This window comes from Azospirillum sp. BE72 (genome assembly GCF_031455875.1).
In the GTDB taxonomy this organism is placed as follows: Bacteria; Pseudomonadota; Alphaproteobacteria; order Azospirillales; family Azospirillaceae; genus Azospirillum.
In genome coordinates this window covers 151,158-169,519 of record NZ_JAVDTO010000010.1, presented here as the reverse complement: position 1 = coordinate 169,519, position 18,362 = coordinate 151,158, and the positions used below count along the sequence as shown (strand labels likewise).

General features: G+C 63.6%; 14 protein-coding genes and 1 pseudogene. 6 read left to right on the top strand and 9 right to left on the bottom strand.

Annotated elements, in window-relative coordinates:
- Positions 1-7 precede the first annotated feature (7 nt).
- Together J2Y49_RS21980 and J2Y49_RS21975 are read right to left on the bottom strand one after the other, a co-directional pair.
- Complete coding sequence (locus J2Y49_RS21980) at positions 8-1,159, bottom strand: glycosyltransferase (RefSeq protein WP_310117085.1); 1,152 nt, start codon at positions 1,157-1,159, stop codon at positions 8-10.
- Between the two features lie 141 nt (positions 1,160-1,300).
- Complete coding sequence (locus tag J2Y49_RS21975; protein ID WP_310117084.1) at positions 1,301-2,755, bottom strand: oligosaccharide flippase family protein; 1,455 nt, start codon at positions 2,753-2,755, stop codon at positions 1,301-1,303.
- 1,312 nt (positions 2,756-4,067) lie between these two features.
- On the opposite strand from J2Y49_RS21975, the pseudogene J2Y49_RS21970 reads away from it, so the two are divergent.
- A pseudogene (locus tag J2Y49_RS21970) lies at positions 4,068-4,897 on the top strand (IS110 family transposase); the annotation flags it as partial.
- Between the two features lie 47 nt (positions 4,898-4,944).
- On the opposite strand, the gene J2Y49_RS21965 reads toward J2Y49_RS21970, so the two are convergent.
- From J2Y49_RS21965 to J2Y49_RS21935, 7 genes are all read right to left on the bottom strand, one after another.
- Positions 4,945-5,637 carry a response regulator transcription factor gene (locus tag J2Y49_RS21965; protein WP_310117083.1) on the bottom strand — a complete coding sequence of 231 codons (693 nt, stop codon included), beginning with the start codon at positions 5,635-5,637 and terminating at the stop codon, positions 4,945-4,947.
- A gap of 478 nt (positions 5,638-6,115) precedes the next feature.
- Positions 6,116-6,841 (bottom strand): response regulator transcription factor, encoded by a 726-nt coding sequence (locus J2Y49_RS21960; RefSeq protein WP_310117082.1) that lies wholly within the window; start codon positions 6,839-6,841, stop codon positions 6,116-6,118.
- A gap of 348 nt (positions 6,842-7,189) precedes the next feature.
- A complete protein-coding gene (locus J2Y49_RS21955) occupies positions 7,190-7,693 on the bottom strand; it encodes a hypothetical protein (protein ID WP_310117081.1) in 504 nt (167 codons plus the stop codon).
- A gap of 115 nt (positions 7,694-7,808) precedes the next feature.
- Positions 7,809-8,513 (bottom strand): hypothetical protein, encoded by a 705-nt coding sequence (locus tag J2Y49_RS21950; protein WP_310117080.1) that lies wholly within the window; start codon positions 8,511-8,513, stop codon positions 7,809-7,811.
- A gap of 130 nt (positions 8,514-8,643) precedes the next feature.
- On the bottom strand, positions 8,644-9,243 hold the full coding sequence (locus tag J2Y49_RS21945; protein ID WP_310117079.1) for a hypothetical protein: 600 nt from the start codon (positions 9,241-9,243) through the stop codon (positions 8,644-8,646).
- A 188-nt stretch (positions 9,244-9,431) separates the two neighbouring features.
- Positions 9,432-10,517, bottom strand: coding sequence for a CsgG/HfaB family protein (locus J2Y49_RS21940; protein WP_310117078.1), 1,086 nt, complete (start codon positions 10,515-10,517; stop codon positions 9,432-9,434).
- Positions 10,518-10,604: 87 nt separating this feature from the next.
- The gene (locus J2Y49_RS21935) at positions 10,605-11,024 is read right to left on the bottom strand and encodes a curli assembly protein CsgF (RefSeq protein WP_310117077.1); all 420 of its coding nucleotides are present in this window, start codon (positions 11,022-11,024) and stop codon (positions 10,605-10,607) included.
- 811 nt (positions 11,025-11,835) lie between these two features.
- Between J2Y49_RS21935 and atoS the strand changes: the two genes are divergently transcribed.
- From atoS to J2Y49_RS21910, 5 genes are all read left to right on the top strand, one after another.
- Positions 11,836-13,689: a two-component system sensor histidine kinase AtoS gene (gene atoS / locus J2Y49_RS21930; protein WP_310117076.1), complete on the top strand. Its 1,854-nt coding sequence runs from the start codon at positions 11,836-11,838 to the stop codon at positions 13,687-13,689.
- Positions 13,686-15,110 (top strand): acetoacetate metabolism transcriptional regulator AtoC, encoded by a 1,425-nt coding sequence (atoC, locus tag J2Y49_RS21925; RefSeq protein ID WP_310117075.1) that lies wholly within the window; start codon positions 13,686-13,688, stop codon positions 15,108-15,110. Before atoS ends, atoC begins: the two co-directional genes overlap by 4 nt.
- Positions 15,111-15,486: 376 nt before the next feature.
- A complete protein-coding gene (locus J2Y49_RS21920) occupies positions 15,487-16,149 on the top strand; it encodes a 3-oxoacid CoA-transferase subunit A (protein WP_310117074.1) in 663 nt (220 codons plus the stop codon).
- Positions 16,142-16,798 carry a 3-oxoacid CoA-transferase subunit B gene (locus J2Y49_RS21915; protein ID WP_310117073.1) on the top strand — a complete coding sequence of 219 codons (657 nt, stop codon included), beginning with the start codon at positions 16,142-16,144 and terminating at the stop codon, positions 16,796-16,798. Before J2Y49_RS21920 ends, J2Y49_RS21915 begins: the two co-directional genes overlap by 8 nt.
- 106 nt (positions 16,799-16,904) lie before the next feature.
- On the top strand, positions 16,905-18,278 hold the full coding sequence (locus tag J2Y49_RS21910) for a TIGR00366 family protein (protein ID WP_310117072.1): 1,374 nt from the start codon (positions 16,905-16,907) through the stop codon (positions 18,276-18,278).
- The last annotated feature ends 84 nt before the right edge of the window (positions 18,279-18,362 follow it).

Genomic DNA, 18,362 nt, shown 5'->3' with positions numbered 1-18,362 from the left:
CGCGGTCTCAAGCCACCTCCTGCTCGCAGGGAAGGCCCAAGACTTCCTCGTAGAGGCTCACGTACCGACGGGTGATGGCGCCCAGCGAGTAATGATCGACGACGCGCTTGCGCGCGAGCCGGGCGATGGCGGCGCGTTCGTCGGGGGCGAGCGCCAGTATCCCGGTGATCGCATCGGCCAGCAGGGCGTCGTTCTGCCGGGGCACGACACGACCGGCATCGCCGACAACGATCCGTGAATCCCCGACGTCGGTGACCACGCAAGGCAGGCCGCACGCCATTGCTTCGCCCACGACGTTGGGGAAGGCTTCGCGGTGGGACGACGACAGCACGAAAACGTCCAGGGAATTGTACAGCCCCGGCATTTCTCGCCATTCGCCAAGCATCGTGAACCGCTCCGCAAGGCCCGCCTCGGCGATGGCGCGGATCAGGTCCGGATCGCTGTCCATCCCGCGACCGGCGATCACGAAGCGCGCGTCGCTCCGTTGCGCCGCGACGCGGCAAACGGCACGGATGAAGTTGTGAGGGTCCTTTTGCGGATTGTTCCGGCCGACGAGTCCGATCAGAGGCACGCCGTCGGGAATGCCGAGGCGCGCCCGCGTCGTGGCACGGGCGTCAACTGATGGCGTGAACTCGTTGCAGTCGAAGCCGTTGGGGATCACTTCCTCCCGATGCGGCTTGAAGCCGTAGCGCTGGTGCTGCCGGGCCGCCGTTTCGGAATTGTAGATGACGCAGGCTGGACCGCGTGACAGCGCGGCGTTGGCCAGGATGACGCCTCGGCTGGTCACATGTTCGGTGCTGAGCGATTCAAGGGATTGCCGGACGTTCCACAGCGCCCGAACGTCGCTGCCAAGCACATTGCGCACCATCGTGGCCGCCAGATTGCTGTGATACATCCAGCCTTGGATAACATCCGGCTGGAAGCGCCGAGCGATGCTTCGCAACTCAGCCAGAGCTTGCGGCGCCCGGATCGGCGACGATACTCCCAGCGTCCGCACCGGAACGCCGAGGCCCTCGATTAGCCTTCCCACCGAACCGTTGTCGCGCAGTGAAACGACCGCCGCATCCAGCGGCGTGGCGCCGATCTGGCGAAGGAGCTTGTACAGCATCATCTCCGCACCGCCCATGCCGAGATTGGTGATTATGTGAAGGATTTTCATCGTGCACCAGCTCACGATTGCGAAATGGAATAAAGAATCATCTCTAGTTTGTATGAAATTGAATGCAGCGTTGTTTATCAACAAAAATTATTGTCTGCTTCCATTGCTCTGACGCTCCGCTCCGCACATTCCTTTTCGGCATCAGGAAGAACCGACATTTGCCGTCCGCAGCAGCATTTTGACCAACATGCTCCGTAACCCAGCGAAATCGGCGATGATGAGCGTCGCCGCATAGACTGAGAGAACGGCGGTCGTCGCTATGGCAAAGGCACTCATGCCCGTGGGCTGCGGCATGAAGAGCGCCGTGGCCTGCGCCAACGCGAAGGCCACGGCGATGGTCAGCAGCGGGCGTGGAGGAAACGGCAGTTTCAGCGCCCAGGCGCGGCCGAGCCCGATGCTGGCGCAGAGCGCCATGAACTGCGTGACGGCGGTCGCGACAGCCGCGCCCCAGACCCCGAACCTCGGCACCAGCAACAGGCCAAGCAGCAGGTTCAACACCACCGCACCGACGCTGATGAGCAATTGCCCTTGCGTCTGCTGCCCCAACTGGAAGGCAAGGTCCGCGTAGAAGGCGCGGAACCCGGCCACGGCCGTGCTCACTGCAATCCATGGGATCACGCTCGGCGCCACCGTGGCATACTCGTGGCCAAGCGCCACGCGCGCCACCTCGGGGGCGAACGACACAAACACCAGGATAAAGGGGCCAATCACCAGCAAGAGCACGGCCGCCTGCACCTCCATCGCCGGCTTGGCAGCGGCAAGCCCACCATTCTCGAACGCCTTGACGATGGCCGGGTAACCAGCGAGGTTCACCACGTTGAGCGTGAAGGCCACACTGAGGTTGGTCAGATCGCTGCTGGCGGCGTACAGCCCTACCTCTACCGGGCCGTTGAACCAGCCGAGCAGCAGCCGGTCGGTGGCCAGCATCAGCATCATGCACAGAAAGGAACCCGCGAGCGGTACTCCGAAGCGGAACAACTTGCGAATCAAGCCGACTTCGATGTGGAGCCACCGCAAGTCCGCCCAGCGGCGAAGTGCTGTACGAGAGAGCGCAGGGACGCTGCAGCCGAGAATGGCCGCCGCTATGAGGCCGTATGAGCCGAGGGATAGATAAACGCCGGTCACGCCGGCACACAGCATCAGCGTCGCCCGCACCAGCGCCAGCACGCCGTAGCGCGATTGCAGCATCTGCGTGGCGGCGATCTGAAGCTCAAGATCATACCAGGACTGCGCAACAAAAAGCGCGGTGCCAAGAAGCAGAAGCGCGCCGAGATGGCGGTCTTCGAGCAGGAAGAAGGCGGCGAGCCCGCCGGCGAAAGCCGCAATCGAAATGGCGGCCATCAGCTGGAACACCGTTCGAAAGCACTCGCTATTCGAGAAGCTGCTATCGTAGAAGTATCGGCCAAAGCTCACAAGAATCCAATAAACAAGCGCTGCCTCTGCTACGCCGACCATGCTGACTGCTAGCGCGTACTCGCCATATATTTCCGGTCCGACTGTGTTTATGTAGTATAGAGTGGTGAACAGCACCATCGCTCCTGGCCCAGCCTTGGCCAAGGAGTAAACGACGACGCGTTTTAGGAAGGTGTGGTCCATAGTGTCCTTCCTCCAGAAAGGCGGACCGCGTCACTCCTTTGAGCGCGGGTGCGCTTTCGCCGTGGATAGTTTAGCAGGTGCCGTGCCATGATCTCGGGAGACGGTTGAGTACCTCGTAGCGATGCCGTCCTAGCAATAGGGCTAGCGCAACACTTCACTCTGGCTCAGCCCGCGATCCGGCGCCCTAAATCCGACTGGAAGTGTTTCGGGGAGAGTTTTGCCGGCACGATCGCAATACTTTGAATAAAACAGCGCTATGATCGCAGTCGAAACAATCTGAATGCACTTTATCAGTCTTCCCCAAATAGGCTCGAAAGCAACTGCACAAACTGTGAGACGCGCTGTAGCGTCAGCATCAAACCTGACTTGGCAAGCGCAGGCGGACCCTGCCGCCGGGTCCACTACCCACAAGGCGCAAGATAAATTGTGGTATGCACGAAGTTCGTTATGCTGTCCTGAAAGCCAGCGCCCTGCAATGCCAAATTAGTATGCTACCGGAAGCAATATATGTATTGCATAACCCTTTTCCGATTAGTGCGTAGCAACAACATAAAACCTGTTCCCGCAAAAAGGCAACCCACCGGCACATTAAAGATAATTCCAACTCGCAAAGGGGCGAAGGAAATTTTGATATATCCTACTGGTTTGAGATATCCTACTGGATGGTATGCTTCATTTAAAAAATTGGTTTATTTGCTTCAGCGTTGCGGACTGCCAGTGCATCATGCTGGCATGATATGTCTACAGCCCAAGACAACGCCGCGCTTTCAAGAAATAAGCGATGAGAGACCTCACTGCCACTGCTCGCCGCAAAAGGAGAGACAAAATGGGAGATTTTCTTCCCGCGGAGGGCCGTGCTTGGCGGAAGGCGGAGTGCGGCGGACAGTCAAACAAACTGGTCTGGCCAAGGACATCAGTACAATAATGTCGAAACGCACGGCGGACGTTGCAATATCCATCATTCGCGTAATGGTATTTCTCCCGATGATGGCTCTGCTGTGCCTGATCATCATCCGCGACGGCGGGCCAGTGTTTTTTTGGCCCTCGGCCGCATTGGGGGCGGAGGAAAGCCTTTCGTCTGCTAGCCCGGATCATTCATCAGTGTTTTGGAACAGCTGCTCGAAGGCGCGTTGATGGGTGGCGCCAACGGCGCGTCATGGTGGGGCTGGAGGGTTGCCGGGACAGGTTCGTTTGAACCGCGTTGGGTTTTCCGGAGGCCATTTGGTTGATGGTGTGGACGACCGCTGCCCACCGGCCTGAACTGGCCATAAAGTGGTCGGTGTCGAATGCCACGTCAGGGAGGGCCGTCCACATGAGCATTGTCACTGTCGGTCTGGATCTTGCAAAACAGGTCTTTCAGGTCCATGGGGTCGACGAAACCGGCCGAGTGGGTGTTCGCCGTCAGCTCCGGCGCGATGCCGTTGAGAGCTTTTTCCGGACTCTGCCTGGCAGATCGGCATGGAGGCGTGCGGCACGGCGCATCATTGGGCACGGAGGATCCTGGCGTTCGGCCATCGTGTCCGCCTGATCTCGCCGGCTCGGGTCAAGGCCTATGTGGCGCACGGCAAGAAGAACGACGCGACCGATGCTGCCGCCATCGCCGAAGCGGTGACACGGCCGCACATGGCCTTCGTTCCGGTCAAGGGTGAGGAGCAGCAGGCGGTCTTGATGCTGCACCGGACACGCGATCTGCTTGTGCGTCAGCGGACCATGTTGATTAACGGCCTTCGCGGACATCTGGCTGAGTTCGGCATCGTTGCCGCCCAGGGACGGCGAAAGGCTTCAGCGCTGATCGCCGGACTGGATGACCAGGATATCCCGGAACCGGCGCGTGCCGCCTTGCAGGAATTGGCCGGGCAAATCGAGACATGTGACCAGCGGATCGCCGTGATCGAGCAGCGGATCGTTCGATGGCATCAGAACAACGAGGCAAGCCGGCGGCTGGCCACGATCCCCGGCATCGGACCGATCATGGCATCGGTTCTCTCGGCCACCGTCACGGACCCGTCGGTCTTCAAGAGTGGCCGGCATCTGGCGGCATGGCTAGGGTTGGTGCCCCGGCAGAATTCCAGCGGCGGCAAGCAGCGGCTCGGCAAGATCACCAAGACCGGCGACAGGTCCATCCGCCGCCTGCTGGTCATCCTCCGCGCGGAGGGCATCGCCGCGTGGATTTGGGCGTTGCGGGGCGCTCAGTGGACCGCTTCCAGATGCCGGACGTTGGCTGCGGTGAGGGTGGGGGCGGCCGACGCCGCAAGATCCGGCGGGCAGCCATGCGTCATCGCCCAGACCGCGACCTGCGTCCGGTTGGTGACCTTCAGCTTGCGCATGACGTTCTTGACGTAGAACTTCACGGTGGTTTCCTTCAGCCGCAGATCGAGGCCGATCCGCTTGTTGCTGTGGCCGCGGACGATCATATCCAGGATTTGCGCCTCCCGCGGGGTGATCGTGGCCTCAAGCTCGTCCGGGGACGGCGGCGCGATCACATGCGTGTCGTGCACGAGGTCCATGACGAAGCTCGGAACCAGCACCTGCCCCAACAGCACCAGCCGAAGGGACAGCACCAGCGCCTCGGCGGAGAGTTGCGGGCCGAGAACGCCGTGCGCGCCATGCCGTATGATGTCGATTGCCTGCTCTGGGGCGTTCCGCCGCAGCAGGAACACAAGTTTGGCGGCCGGGAAGCGGCGGAGAAGCGCCGTGCAGATCGGCTGTTCCTGGCCGTCGGCATCGTCCACGAGGATCAGGTGGGGCTTTTCGGGCCACAGGGCCGCATCGGAAATCCTGGCCGCCTCGAAATCGATGGTGAACCGATCTGCCAGGAGGGCTTTGACACCCCTCCGATACAACTGGCTCTCCGCAAGAAGGCCAGTGATCACGTCAGCCATGGCAACACCTGCGCAGTGATGAACGATCGCAAGAAACGGACAAGACTCTGGCGAAGAAGCGCCAGAAACGCGGCATGCTCTGATTGCAACGGCCAGGGCGAGACGGAGGGAAATCGCGACAGCAGACGCAACCGGGCGCTTCAAGGCGAGGCAACCGCCTGGAGCTTGCCGTTCACACATAAAAATTGCGGGAAAACCGACCAAAAATCAAGAGGAAAGCAGAAACCCTGCTTCAGTGGACGAGTATTTTCGAACGAAACGAGAGACCTTGCCGCGCCGCATACGTCCTTTGATAAGGGAAACACGGAAGTGCTCCTTCTTCTTATCAGGGAATATGACTCTGAAGAGACTCGATTGCTTCAAGTGCCGACTGTGGCGCCACTGGTCTGTTTGCCGATATGGTGATGGCCGACATCAAGGCCGGACATCGAGGCGCCGGTCCTGATGGCGCAAGGAATTGCGGCGGAAGCGGCCCGTCTCAGTGCGTCACAGGATTTGGCACCGGTTCAAGCGCGTGGGCGCTGTCATGCTCGTCGTCTTGCGGCGCCATGCCGGCGGCCAAGTCGTGCGAAGCCGCGTGGGCGACGTGGCTCAGGGCCCAAATGGCGGCTTGCGTCCGGTTGGTGACCTTCAGCTTGCGCATGACGCTTTTCACGTAGAACTTCACGGTCTGCTCGCTGATGCCGAGCATGCGGGCGATCGACTTGTTCCCGCGGCCATTGGCGAGCTCTTCCAGAATTTGCCGTTCACGCACCGTGATCGGAATCTCGACGTCATCCCCCAGGATCCTGGGGAGCTGGTGCTCTGCCGGGTTGAACGAGAGGGCAAATTCCGGAATGGCGGTCTGGCCGGCCAGGACGAGGCGCAGGTAAAGGACCAGGACCTCGGGCGTCAGGTCGGGTCCAAGGACGCCGTGCGCACCGTGCCGAATGAGGGCGACCGCGTGGTCATGCGACGCGTGCCGCAACATGTAGACGATGCGGACGTTGCGGAACCGGTTGGTCAGCGCAGTGTGGACGCAATCATCCCCGCCATCCGCGGCGTCGATGACGATGAGGTCCGGTTCAACGCTCCATCGCGCCACGTCGTCGGCGTGTTCGGCTTCCAGGATCAGAGGGAAATGCTCTCTCAGAAGAGCCTTTATCCCTTCCCGGTAGATTTGGCCTTCGGCGACAAGCCCTAAGGAGGGATCGGACACGGTCATGCCCCTGCGTTTGCGCCCACGGCGTGGGATCGTCCAAGATCGATCGATGCAGTCTGATTAGGGGAGATTATTTCTATTTTTACGGAAAAGTCAACCAAAGGTTACCATTAAAGGCGCAATGAGAGGTTGGTTATTGATAGAAATTGATGTCGAGTAGTAGGTCTGTAAAGCAAAAAAACAACGGTTCCAGATTGTAACCATTCCAATTATCTTCCGATGAGTTTACGTTGCCATTGTTGTTTGTCGCGATTAATGTACGTTTACTCAATCAGTGCGACCTCATGCAATCGGATGGTGGCGCCAACTACGTGCCGGTAAACAGGGCGGCACTGTTCTGACGCCGGCCGCTCATTCGGGACGGGGCGAGCAGGCGCTTTCATCCGCGAAGGGCGTTCGGGCAGAAGCCCGGAACATGCCCCGGTTCAGTTCGATGCAGCCGTAGCCAACGACGGCGTGATAGGTTCCCAGTTTCACCGCCTTCGGCGTGCCGGTCGAGGCCAGCAGCGCCTGGACGGTGACGGCCTGTTCCCGAAGCGCTCCATAGACCTCGCCCAGGTCATCCGGCCGGAGCCAGAGGACGTTGGCCAGGATCGCCGCGATGATGTCCGGCGCCTGGTTGGCCGCCCACCGTTCCGGCGGGGTCTTCGCCGCCAGGGCCAGTGCATCATCGAGCGCGAGGCTGGCGCCGAACCGCCGTAAGGCCGCGGCAGGACCGCCACGATCGGAACGGCCGGGCCCCTGCGACCGGACCGGCCACTGGATCTGCGCCTGGGCGCAGAATCCGCGGTCCTGCGCGACGGCGCAGATGCCCGGCGGGCCGCTTTGGAAGACGTAAGACCGGTTTCCCGTCATCGGGTCGCTCCGGCATTGGCAGGAGCCGGACCGGACCGGACCGGCGGTTCCGACCAGGGTACCCGCCAGGACCGCGGCGGTGGCTGCGAGCATGGGTCTGCAGCGCATGGCGCACCTACCGCGTGATGATCTTGATGGTGGCGCCGACGCCGGTCTGGGTAACTTTCACGCCGTTCGCCATCACGATGCTCTGGCTGTCGAACGTAAGGTCGGAGCCGCGCTGGACGAGGTCGATGCTCTCGCCGCCGGTCTGTTCGACAACGGACTTGTTTCTGGCCCCCACCTGGGTGGTTTGCGCGCTGTTGTCCTGGCCGCTCTGGGCCACGACGGACAGGTTGTCGGTGCCGTCCTGGACCTGCGTCAGCGAGTTGCGCGCTCCGCTTTGATAGGCGACGGCGCGGTTCGCCGTTCCTGACTGGCTCTGGGCGGCGTTGTTGCCTTGCCCCTTCTGCGACAGCTCGGTGACGTTCGCGGTGCCGGCCTGGAGCTGCAGGCCCACATTGGCCACTCCCGCCTGAATGGCGCGTGCCCAGTTCCCCGAGCCGACCTGATCCTCGATCAGCAGATTGTCCGAGCCGGCCTGCAGGATGGCGGAGGAGTTCTCGCCGACCTGCGTCTGAGCCGCCCAGTTGCCGAAGCCGGACTGGAGCACGGCCGCCCGGTTGCCTCCGGACGTGTGGATGAGAGACGCGTCGATCTGGTCGATGTAGGCGACGCTGCCGCCGGCTTGGGCCGGTGCGATGGCGAACGCCCAGGCGATCAGCGCGATTGTCGTGATCAATCCGGGTTTGACATGGCGGAACCCGATGGTGTGAGACATGGCCTTTCCTCCCGTGCGGAAGAAAACGCGCGCCCAGCCCGATGGTCTGCACCGGAGTTGGGCGCTTGCGCCGACGGATCGGCGGGAGGGGCGGGGACCCTCCCGTCGACCCCGGCTTCGGACCCGCGGATCACCGCTGGGTCTGGGTGCTGTAGTTCGACGCACCGGTCTGGTTCGCGATCGCCAGATTGCCGTTGCTCATCTGGGTCTGGTAGGCGGTGTTCACCATGCCCTTCTGGGCGATGGCGGCCTCGTTCATGACGCCGTCCTGATACTGGGAGGCGAAGTTGCCGGCATTCACCGGCCCCCAACCGAAGTGGCCGTCAAAGCCCGACTGGACGATGCTGGCCTCGTTGGCGGTGCCGAACTGCTTCTGATGGGCCGTGTTGCCGGCGTCGGACTGGTCGACCTTGGCCAGGTTGGCCGTGCCGTCCTGCAACTGGTTGGCGTAGTTGCGGTCGCCGTTCTGGTTCACGAAGGCCCGGTTGGCCGTGCCGTCCTGGTAGGTGACCACCGCGTTGCGGCTGCCCTTCTGCCAGTTGTCGGACAGGTTGGTTTTGCCGTACTGGGTCTGCGCGTTGCTGTTCAGGTCGCCGATCTGGTCGATATAGGCGGCATTGCCGCCGTTCACCGGCACCGGCGGCCAACCGGGCTTGCTGCTGTCGGCCAGAGCCAGGCCGGCGGTCATCGAAGCGATCATGGCGACGGAGGCGAAAAGGACGCGTTTCATGGCGTATACCTCATGTTGGTGTTCAAGGGAGGCGAACCGGGGTCCGCTTTTGCGGGCGGCGCCCAATGCCGTCGATCCACCGGTCAGGTCTTCAATGGGCTAACGAATCACTTCGAGACAAATGCTTCGGATCGGGCTGTGGCGGGCGGTAAAAGCCCGGCGATCGCGCCCGATCGCTGATGGCCCGGTCACCTCTGGATGGATGGGGGGATCGGGCTGCGGCTGCGATCGCCTGGAAGAACGTAGGTCGGTCCTGAACTTTGTGCGGGCTGCTCCGGCGGCATCGGGGCGACTTTCTGCTCGTCGGCTCCGGCGCCCGGCGTCGGCGTCTGCGCGGGCGGCGGCGGGACCGAGACCGGCGTGGCCGAGGATGGTTCTGCCATGGCATCGGGCCCGTGCAGCACGGTGACGTTGTACGCGCCGTCGCGTTCCTGCAGATACTTCGGCACCAGCCGGGACGCCGCGCCGGGATCGAGGAAGCTCCAGTAGCCGTCGATTACACCCTCCAGTACCAGGTCGTGCACCGCCTTCTCGATGGCTTGCTTGACCGCCAGGGTGGCAGGCTCGTTGGTGGTGACGCCGGTTTCGATTTCCAACAGGTCCTTGAACCCGATGTAGCGGAAGGCGCTGCCGTTCAGGGCGGCGGAATAGATCGTCTTGCTGGTGTTGACGGACTTCAGCACCTCGCCGGTCTGCACGGAGACGGCCCGGATGTAGACGGTAACCGTGTCGCGCCGGTATTTGACGTCGCCGCCGACACCCAGGAAGCGGGCGCCGAAGCCGCCCGTCAGCGTGTTGGAGTCGTAGCCGATGATGCCGCCGTCGATCAGCAGGCCAGCGTAGAGCAGCGGCGGCAGCGGGGGCAGATTGTCGCCGGCGTAGGCCTGTCGGGTCTGGCGGATGATCTGCCGTTCCTGTAGGAGCTGCGGCAGCGAACTGCGCTCCACCACCTTGAACCAGCTTTTGTTGCCGGTCCGCTTCAACGCGTTGATCAGCACGGAATTCCCGCCCTGGGTGACGGCGCGCGAGTATTCGGAAAAGCTGTCGTTCGGCTTGTTCTGGCCGGTCTGGTCGGTGAAGCTGTAGACCGCGACCGTCAGCGGGCGCGTCGGCGGCGGCAGCGTCTGGAGCGTGTCGAGGGTCTGCGACTTCTGCTCGGGCAGCGGCTTCTCGGAAAAGGCGGTCTCCGGACGGGTCGACGCGCAGGCCGACAGTGAAAGCACGCCGATGGCCAGCGCCAGTGCATGGCGGGGAGATGCGATCAAGATCGACATGATGCTGATCCCTTCGTGTGAAGGACGCGGCGGGCCTCACCCGGCGTTTCACCGGCCTTCGCCTGGGCTTTCGCAGTGGAACTGCGCTCAGTAGGCCGGCAACTCGATGAACTGAGTGCTCTTGCCGTTGTTGAGCGTAAGCTTGATCTGACCGTTCACCTGAACCCACTGCAGCGTGGTTCCCCCGACGGAGGCTGTTCCGCTCGTCTTGGCGTTCTCGCCGTAAATCTGATCGGCGATCTGGCTGGCGACGCGGCTCAGCACGCTCGCCTGGATCGTGTTGGCGAAGGAGTCGGTCGCGTCGGTCGCCGAACTCGTCGTCGAGGATTTCGGATCCTCGAACTTGTTGATCGCGTTGGCGATGCCCAGCAGATGGCTGCTGTTGAAGGGATCACCCCCGAAGGAGGGGTTGACCGGCCGATACTTCAGTTCCCCGGCGCCGGCGGATGCGGTCGCCATGGCTAGTCCGACGGCGCTCAGGGCCAGGATTCCGCCGATTGTGCGCATGATTTCGAACTCCCGACTGTGCGGCGCTTCCCCTTCGACCCATGTTGGCCGAAAGCCCGATGCGAGAACGGAAGCCCAATGACGTAAAGATTAAAGAAATGTTCGGTCAATCATCGTCCTGCTGAGGCGCCGGCACATGGATAAAAACAAAGAACCGGTCTGTTCGGTTGCTGTTTTTATTTCTGCATGCTCGCGTCGTCAGCGTTGATTGCGAGATATTTATAACCCAGAAAACCGAAAATGCATCGCGATCTTCGGTACGGAGGGACCGCCAACTTTTGTATCGTGTTGGCTTTGGTTTTTATCCATGGGTGGGAAGCGGGTGAAGACCCCTCCCGGAAAGATGCCCCTGCGTGAGAGGGGAGGGGCATTTGCCACGCTTTCGTATCAAATGCTTTTGATCGTCCTCCCGGCGAATGCGGGGAGTGCAGGCGCGGCGGTCCACCGGTGGTAGTCTGGCCTTCAGAAACGCGGCCGCGCCCTGGAAAAGGATTTACCCTGCCCGATGAACCGAACCTCAACCCAAGCAGGTGCGTCATGTTCGGGAACATCACCACGCATCGGACATCGTCCCTTGTTGACAAGAGAACCTCCGAATCGCTTCCAGCGTCAGCAGGACTGATCCTGCTCTCGTTCGGAAGACAATCCGCCATTGGTCGGTCAGATGGTCGTGAACGACGCCGGGTCCATCGGGCTGGTGGCAATCGCGGCTCAAAGGGGGCGTTCCTCCTTTCCTCCCCTGCCGCAATTCTGCTATGGCCGCGATAACGGGCGGGAGTAAGGCTTCGCCCGGTCGAAAGGAGTGGGCGTCATGCGGCCCCTGGACTGGATAAGCCATTCTCTGCCAAGCACCCTGCGCGGTAAGTTGCTCCTGTTTTCCCTTGCCGTGGTGGTTCTGCCCATTTCGCTGACCGGCTACCTGTTGGAACGGGAAGGGCGGCAGGCGCTGGTTCACGAAAAGTCGGAAAAGCTCTTCGGTCTGACGCGCCTGCTTGACGTGCATCTCGGTCCCGGCTTCGATCCTCTTCTGGCCGATACGGGTGTCGCGGCCGGCGACCGGGGCGCTGCCGTCCGGGCGCTGTCAGGTCGTTTGACCCCCTTTACCGACATGATCGCAGGGGCGAACCCGGGGGTGGGGGTCGGCTATTACAGCAAGGCGCTCAACGCCATCATCACCTATGGACCCAGCCGGGATTACAGCGCGACGGTCGGCACCAGCATACCGCCGGAGCATCCGGGTTGGCATGTGCTGGAAAGCGGAAAGCAGGCCCTCGAAAGCGGCCGGCAGGTGCGCGGCTTTATCCTGAACGCGATGCTGCCCATCGTCCGCGATGGCACGGTCATCGGCTATATCTGGGCCAATGAACTTTCCGACGATGTGGAGCGGCAGGCCGCGGCGATGGACCGTGCGGTCTTGACGGTCAGCCTTGGGGGAATACTGCTTGGACTGACGCTGACACAGGTGCTGGCGCACGGAGTCGGCCGCGACATCCGGCACATCATCGACGGTCTGCTCCGCATGCGCGGCGACCTTGGAGAACCGATTCAGCCGCTGCCTGGCGAGTTCGGTGCAATCGCGCTCGAGGTCAACGCCATGGCCCGCGCCCTACTTGACGCCAGATCGCTGACCGAGAATATCCTGCACAGCATTGCCGACGGCGTGATCGCCGTTGATCGGGCCGGACAGGTCACCGCGCTGAACCCGGCCGCCGAAGCGATGCTCGGGATCGCGGCGGCCGACGTGATCGGGCGGCCATACGAGTTGCTGTTCAAACCGGATGGCCGCTTCGCCAGCCCGCTGCTCGACACGCTGAAAACCGGCCGACAGCATGTCGGCGTGACGCTGGATTTTCCCGGGACCCGGCAGACGCTTCATCTCACGGTGTCGAGCAGCGTGCTGCGCGACAGCCACGGTGAGGCGATCGGCGCGGTCGTCGTTCTGAAGGACCTGACCGAACAGCAGCGGCTTCGCACCCAGGTCATGCGTGCCGACCGGCTGGCGGCGCTGGGCGAACTGGTCGCCGGTCTCGCCCACGAGGTGCGCAATCCCCTGACGTCGATTCGCGGCTTCATGCAGTTCCTCGAAAGCTCCGACGATGTCGCGGAGTGGCAACGCTATGCCCCGTTGATCGTCCGGCAGGTCGACAGCCTGAACCGCCTCGTCACCGAACTGCTGGAGTTCGGCCGGCCCCGCCCGCCGGCCTTCCACCCGGTCCAGTTGAACGATCTGATTCGCGAGGTGTCGCTGCTGGCCGGGCGCAAGTCGAACGCCCGCATCGCCCTGCATCTCGCCCCCGATCTGCCCCTGGTCGAAGCCGATGGCGAGGCGCTGAAGCAGGTCATGCTCAACCTGATCATCAACGCGATCCAGGCGACCTCTGAAACCGGGGGCATCACCATTGCCACCGCCTCCACGGTGCAGGACCGCCGGGAAGCCATCGTCACGGTGGCAGACGATGGCGAGGGGATCGCGCCGGAAAACCTCGACAAGGTGTTCGATCCCTTTTTCTCGACCAAACCCCAGGGGACCGGACTGGGACTGGCGATGGCCCACCGGATCGTGGATGCTCACCACGGCACGATCACCATTGCCAGCCGGCCCCAATCCGGCACCACGGTAACCTTGCGGATTCCCTTCGTTCACAGCCAAACGGTTGATGCATGACGCCCCCGTTTCCAACCGTGCAGACCACGCCGGTGCCCGCCGTCCTGGTCGTGGATGACGATGAGGCGATCCGCGAGATGCTCGCAGCAGTCCTGTCGCGCGATGGTCTGTCGGTGACCATGGCCACCGACGGTGTGGAGGCCGTCGCCGCCTTCGCGGCGCAACGCCATGCCGTGGTGCTGATGGATGTCCGCATGCCGCGGATGACCGGGCTGCAGGCGCTGGCGGAGATCCGGAAGCTCGACCGCTCCACCGCGGTGATCCTGATGACGGCCTTCGCCGAGGTCGGATCGGCGGTCCAGGCGATCAAGGACGGCGCCTTCGACTATGTCATCAAGCCCTTCGACATCGCGGAGATCCAGCTGCAGGTCGGGCGGGCGCTGCAGATGCGCCGGATGCGCGACGACATCGCGACCCTGCACCGCGAACTGTCCAGCAGCTATCACACCGACCGGATCCTGACGGCCAGCCCGCGCATGAGCGAGCTTCTACAGACCATCGCCAAGGTCGCCAAGAGCAACGCCACCGTCCTGGTGACCGGCGAGAGCGGCACCGGCAAGGAGCTGGTGGCGGCGGCCATCCATTACAACAGCCCGAGGAATGCGGGTCCCTTCGTCAAGGTCAACTGCGCCGCGGTGCCGGAAGGGCTGTTAGAAAGCGAGTTCTTCGGCCATGAGAAGGGGGCCTTCACCGGGGCGCAGGCACGCCGTCGCGGCCGGTTCGAACAGGCCGAACACGGCACCCTCTTCCTCGATGAGATCGGCGACATTTCCGCCAGCCTGCAGGTAAAGCTGCTGCGCGTGCTGCAGGAGCGCGAGTTCGAGCGGGTCGGCGGCACGGAACTGGTGCGCACGGACGTGCGCGTCGTCGTCGCCACCAACCGGAATCTGGAGGAGATGGTGCGCCAGGGTTCGTTCCGGCAGGACCTCTATTTCCGGCTGAATGTGGTGACGCTGAAGACGGTGCCGTTGCGCGAGCGGCCGGAGGATATCAGCCTGCTCGCCACCCATTTCCTGCAGCGCTTTGCGGCCGAGAACCGGATCGAGGTCGGCGGCATCGACGAACAGGCGTTGGAGCGCCTGCGGGCCTATCGCTGGCCGGGCAACATCCGTGAGCTGTCCAATGCCATGGAGCGTGCGGTGGTGATGAGCACCGGCGCGATGATCGTGGCGGAGGATCTGCCGGAGCAGATCGCCGGCCTTGCCGAGAATGAGGAACTGGCCGGCGGCAGCGACATCGCCCCGCCCACCGCGGAAGAAGGCGGCGGAGGGGGCCTGCGCGAGCAGGTCAGCCGGTTCGAGGCGCGCGTGGTGGCCGATGCGCTGGCCCGTAACGACGGCAACCGGTTGCGGACGGCTCAGGAACTGGGAATCAGCCGCCGTTCGCTGCTCTACAAGCTGCAGGAATACGGCATCTCCTGAACGGAGCGACGTGCCGCCGCTGTGCAAGATCTTGCGCAGCACGCACAAAGTTGCGCACCGGGACAGGGCGGTTGCCGTCTCCAGCCGGGTATTTCGACCGGCTTCCGTGACGGGAATCCTCGGCTTCCCTGCTTTCCGATCCGGCGCGGCATGCTGGCACATCCATTGCAAATTTGTGGGTATGCCGGCGGGCTCCGATGCGCCGCAGCGATGGCGTGGACGTCGCAGCCCTTCCGGTCGCAGCGCTACGAAACCAAGAATGAGCGCGCAAGCCGCCTCTCAAATCCGTCTTGGGACTTGGGAGGCGGGCTCCGCGCCCGCGGGGTTGCCGGCGGAGATCGATCCGCCGCGCCCCGACGTCCAAGGGAGACGTCGAATGAGTAAAGTGCGAAAGCTGGAAGAGACCGTGGCCATGATTCCCGATGGCGCGGTTTTGATGATCGGCGGGTTCATGGGGGTCGGCACGCCGCCCCACCTGATCGATGAATTGCTGCGCCAGAACAAGCGCGACCTGACCGTGATCGCCAACGACACCGCCCGTCCGGCCGTCGGCATCGGCCGGCTGATCGCCGCCAAGGCGGTGCGCAAGGTGATCGCCAGCCACATCGGCACCAACCCCGAAACCCAGCGCCAGATGATCGCCGGGGAGACGGCAGTGGAACTGGTGCCGCAGGGCACGCTGGCCGAGCGGGTGCGGGCCGGCGGCTTCGGCCTCGGCGGCGTGCTGACCCCGACCGGCGTCGGCACGGTGGTGGAGGACGGCAAGCAGCGCATCGAGCTGGACGGAACCGTCTATCTGCTGGAAAAGGCGCTGAAGGCCGATTTCGCCCTAATCGCCGCCAAGCGGGCCGATTATCTTGGCAACCTCGAATACGCGCTGACGGCGCGCAATTTCAACCCGCTGATGGCGATGGCCGCCGGAATGGTGATCGCCGAGGCCGAGGACATCGTGCCGGTGGGCGTCATCCCGCCCGACAGCGTCGTCACCCCGAATGTGCTGGTCGACTGCCTGGTCGCCAAGGAGCATCGCCATGGATGAGAAAACCCTGATCGCCAAGCGCGTCGCGCTGGAACTGCGGCCGGGCAACCTGGTGAATCTCGGCATCGGCCTGCCCACCATGGTCGCCGCCCATCTGCCGGCCGGCGTCAACGTCTTCTTCCAGTCGGAGAACGGCATCGTCGGCATGGCCCCGGTACCGGAACCGGGGGCGGAGAACGAGGATCTGAGCGACGCCGGCGGCAGCCCGATCGGCGCCGTTCCGGGGGCCGCCTCCTTCGACAGCGCGATGTCCTTCGGGCTGATCCGCGGCGGGCATCTGGACGTGACCGTGCTGGGCGGTCTGCAGATCGACGAGGAGGGCCGGCTCGCCAACTGGATGGTGCCCGGCAAGATGGTGCCCGGCATGGGCGGTGCGATGGATCTGGTCTCCGGCGCCAAGCGGGTGATCGTCGCCATGCAGCACAGCGCCAAGGGCACGCCCAAGATCGTCAAGCGCTGCGAACTGCCACTGACCTCGGTGCGGCGCGTCGACCTGATCGTTACCGAACTGGCGGTGATCGAACCGACGGATAAGGGGCTGGTGCTGCGGGAGGTCGCTCCCGGCGTCACGGTCGCCGACGTGCTGGCCCAGACCGGCGCCGAACTGATCGTGCCGTCCGCCGTACCGACCATGCCGGTCGCCGCCTGACCGTCGCCATTCAAGCATCGTGAGCATCGGGGAGCCGCTGTCCCCGCGCCGCCCGGCTGTCGTGCCCGGCGGCGCGGGAACGCCCCCCTCGTGCCGGAGACCTGCCATGAGCGTCACCACCGCACCCCCGCCGGCGCCGGACGCCAGCGTCCGTTTCAACCCGATCACGCCGATTTCCCGCGCCCTGACCTGGCTGGTCAGCCGCTATCTGCCCGACCCGCTGATCTTCGCCATCATCCTGACCGTGCTGACCTTCGGCTTTGCCTGGTGGCTGACGCCGAGCGGGCCGGTCGATCTGGTGCGCATGTGGGGCAACGGCTTCTGGAACCTGCTGGCCTTCTCGATGCAGATGGCGCTGGTGCTGGTCACCGGCCATGCGCTCGCCAGTTCCGAGCCGGTGCGCAACGTCATGGGCCGGGTGGCCTCCATCGCCAAGACGCCGGCCCAGGGCGTCATGCTAGTCTGCTTCGCCGCCGCGGTGACCAACGTCGTCAACTGGGGCTTCGGCCTCGTCGTCGGCGCGATGTTCGCCCGCGAGGTGGCGCGCCGCGTCCCGAAATCCGATTACCGGCTGCTGATCGCCTCGGCCTATATCGGCTTCATGACGTGGCATGGCGGCTTCTCCGCCTCGGTTCCGCTGGTCGCCGCGACCAAGGGCAACCCGATGGAGAAGACCGTCGGCCTGATCCCGATCGCCGACACCATCTTCACCACCTACAATGTCGGCATCACGCTGGCGCTGATCGTCGTCCTGCCGCTGATCTGCTGGATGATGCATCCGAAGCCGCATGAGGTGGTGGCGGTCGACCCGGCCCTGCTGAAGCCGGAGCCATCGACCAAGCGCGTGCTCGGCCCCGACGCCAGCCCGGCCGAAAAACTGGAGGAGAGCCGCATCCTCGGCTTCGTCGTCGCGGCTCTGGGCATCGGCTACCTGTTCCTGCATTTCCAGGCCAAGGGCTTCGACCTGAACATCAACACGGTCAACCTGATCATGCTGGTCGCTGGCCTGATCCTGCACGGCACGCCGATGGCCTATGCCCGCGCCGTCGCCAACGCCGCCCGCGGCACCGCCGGCATCATGGTGCAGTTCCCCTTCTATGCCGGCATCCAGATCATGATGGAGCATTCCGGCCTGGGCGGGCTGATCACCAACCTGTTCGTCGACATCGCCAACAAGGAGACCTTCCCGGTCCTCGCCTTCCTGTCGTCCGGCCTGATCAACTTCGCCGTCCCGTCGGGCGGCGGCCACTGGGTGGTCCAGGGTCCCTTCATCATGCCGGCGGCCCAGCAGCTTGGCGTCGATCTCGGCAAGGCGGCCATGGCCATCGCCTATGGCGAGGAGTGGATGAACATGGCGCAGCCCTTCTGGGCGCTGCCGGCGCTCGCCATCGCCGGGCTGGGGGTGCGCGACATCATGGGCTACTGCGCGACGGCCCTGGTCATCACGCTGCCCATCTTCCTGATCGGCCTCTATTTCTGAGCCTTTGCGACCAACCGGCCGCCGCGCCCGCCGGACGGACGCGGCGGCCTTCCATCCTGCAAGAAACCTTGTTCCGGAGGAGTC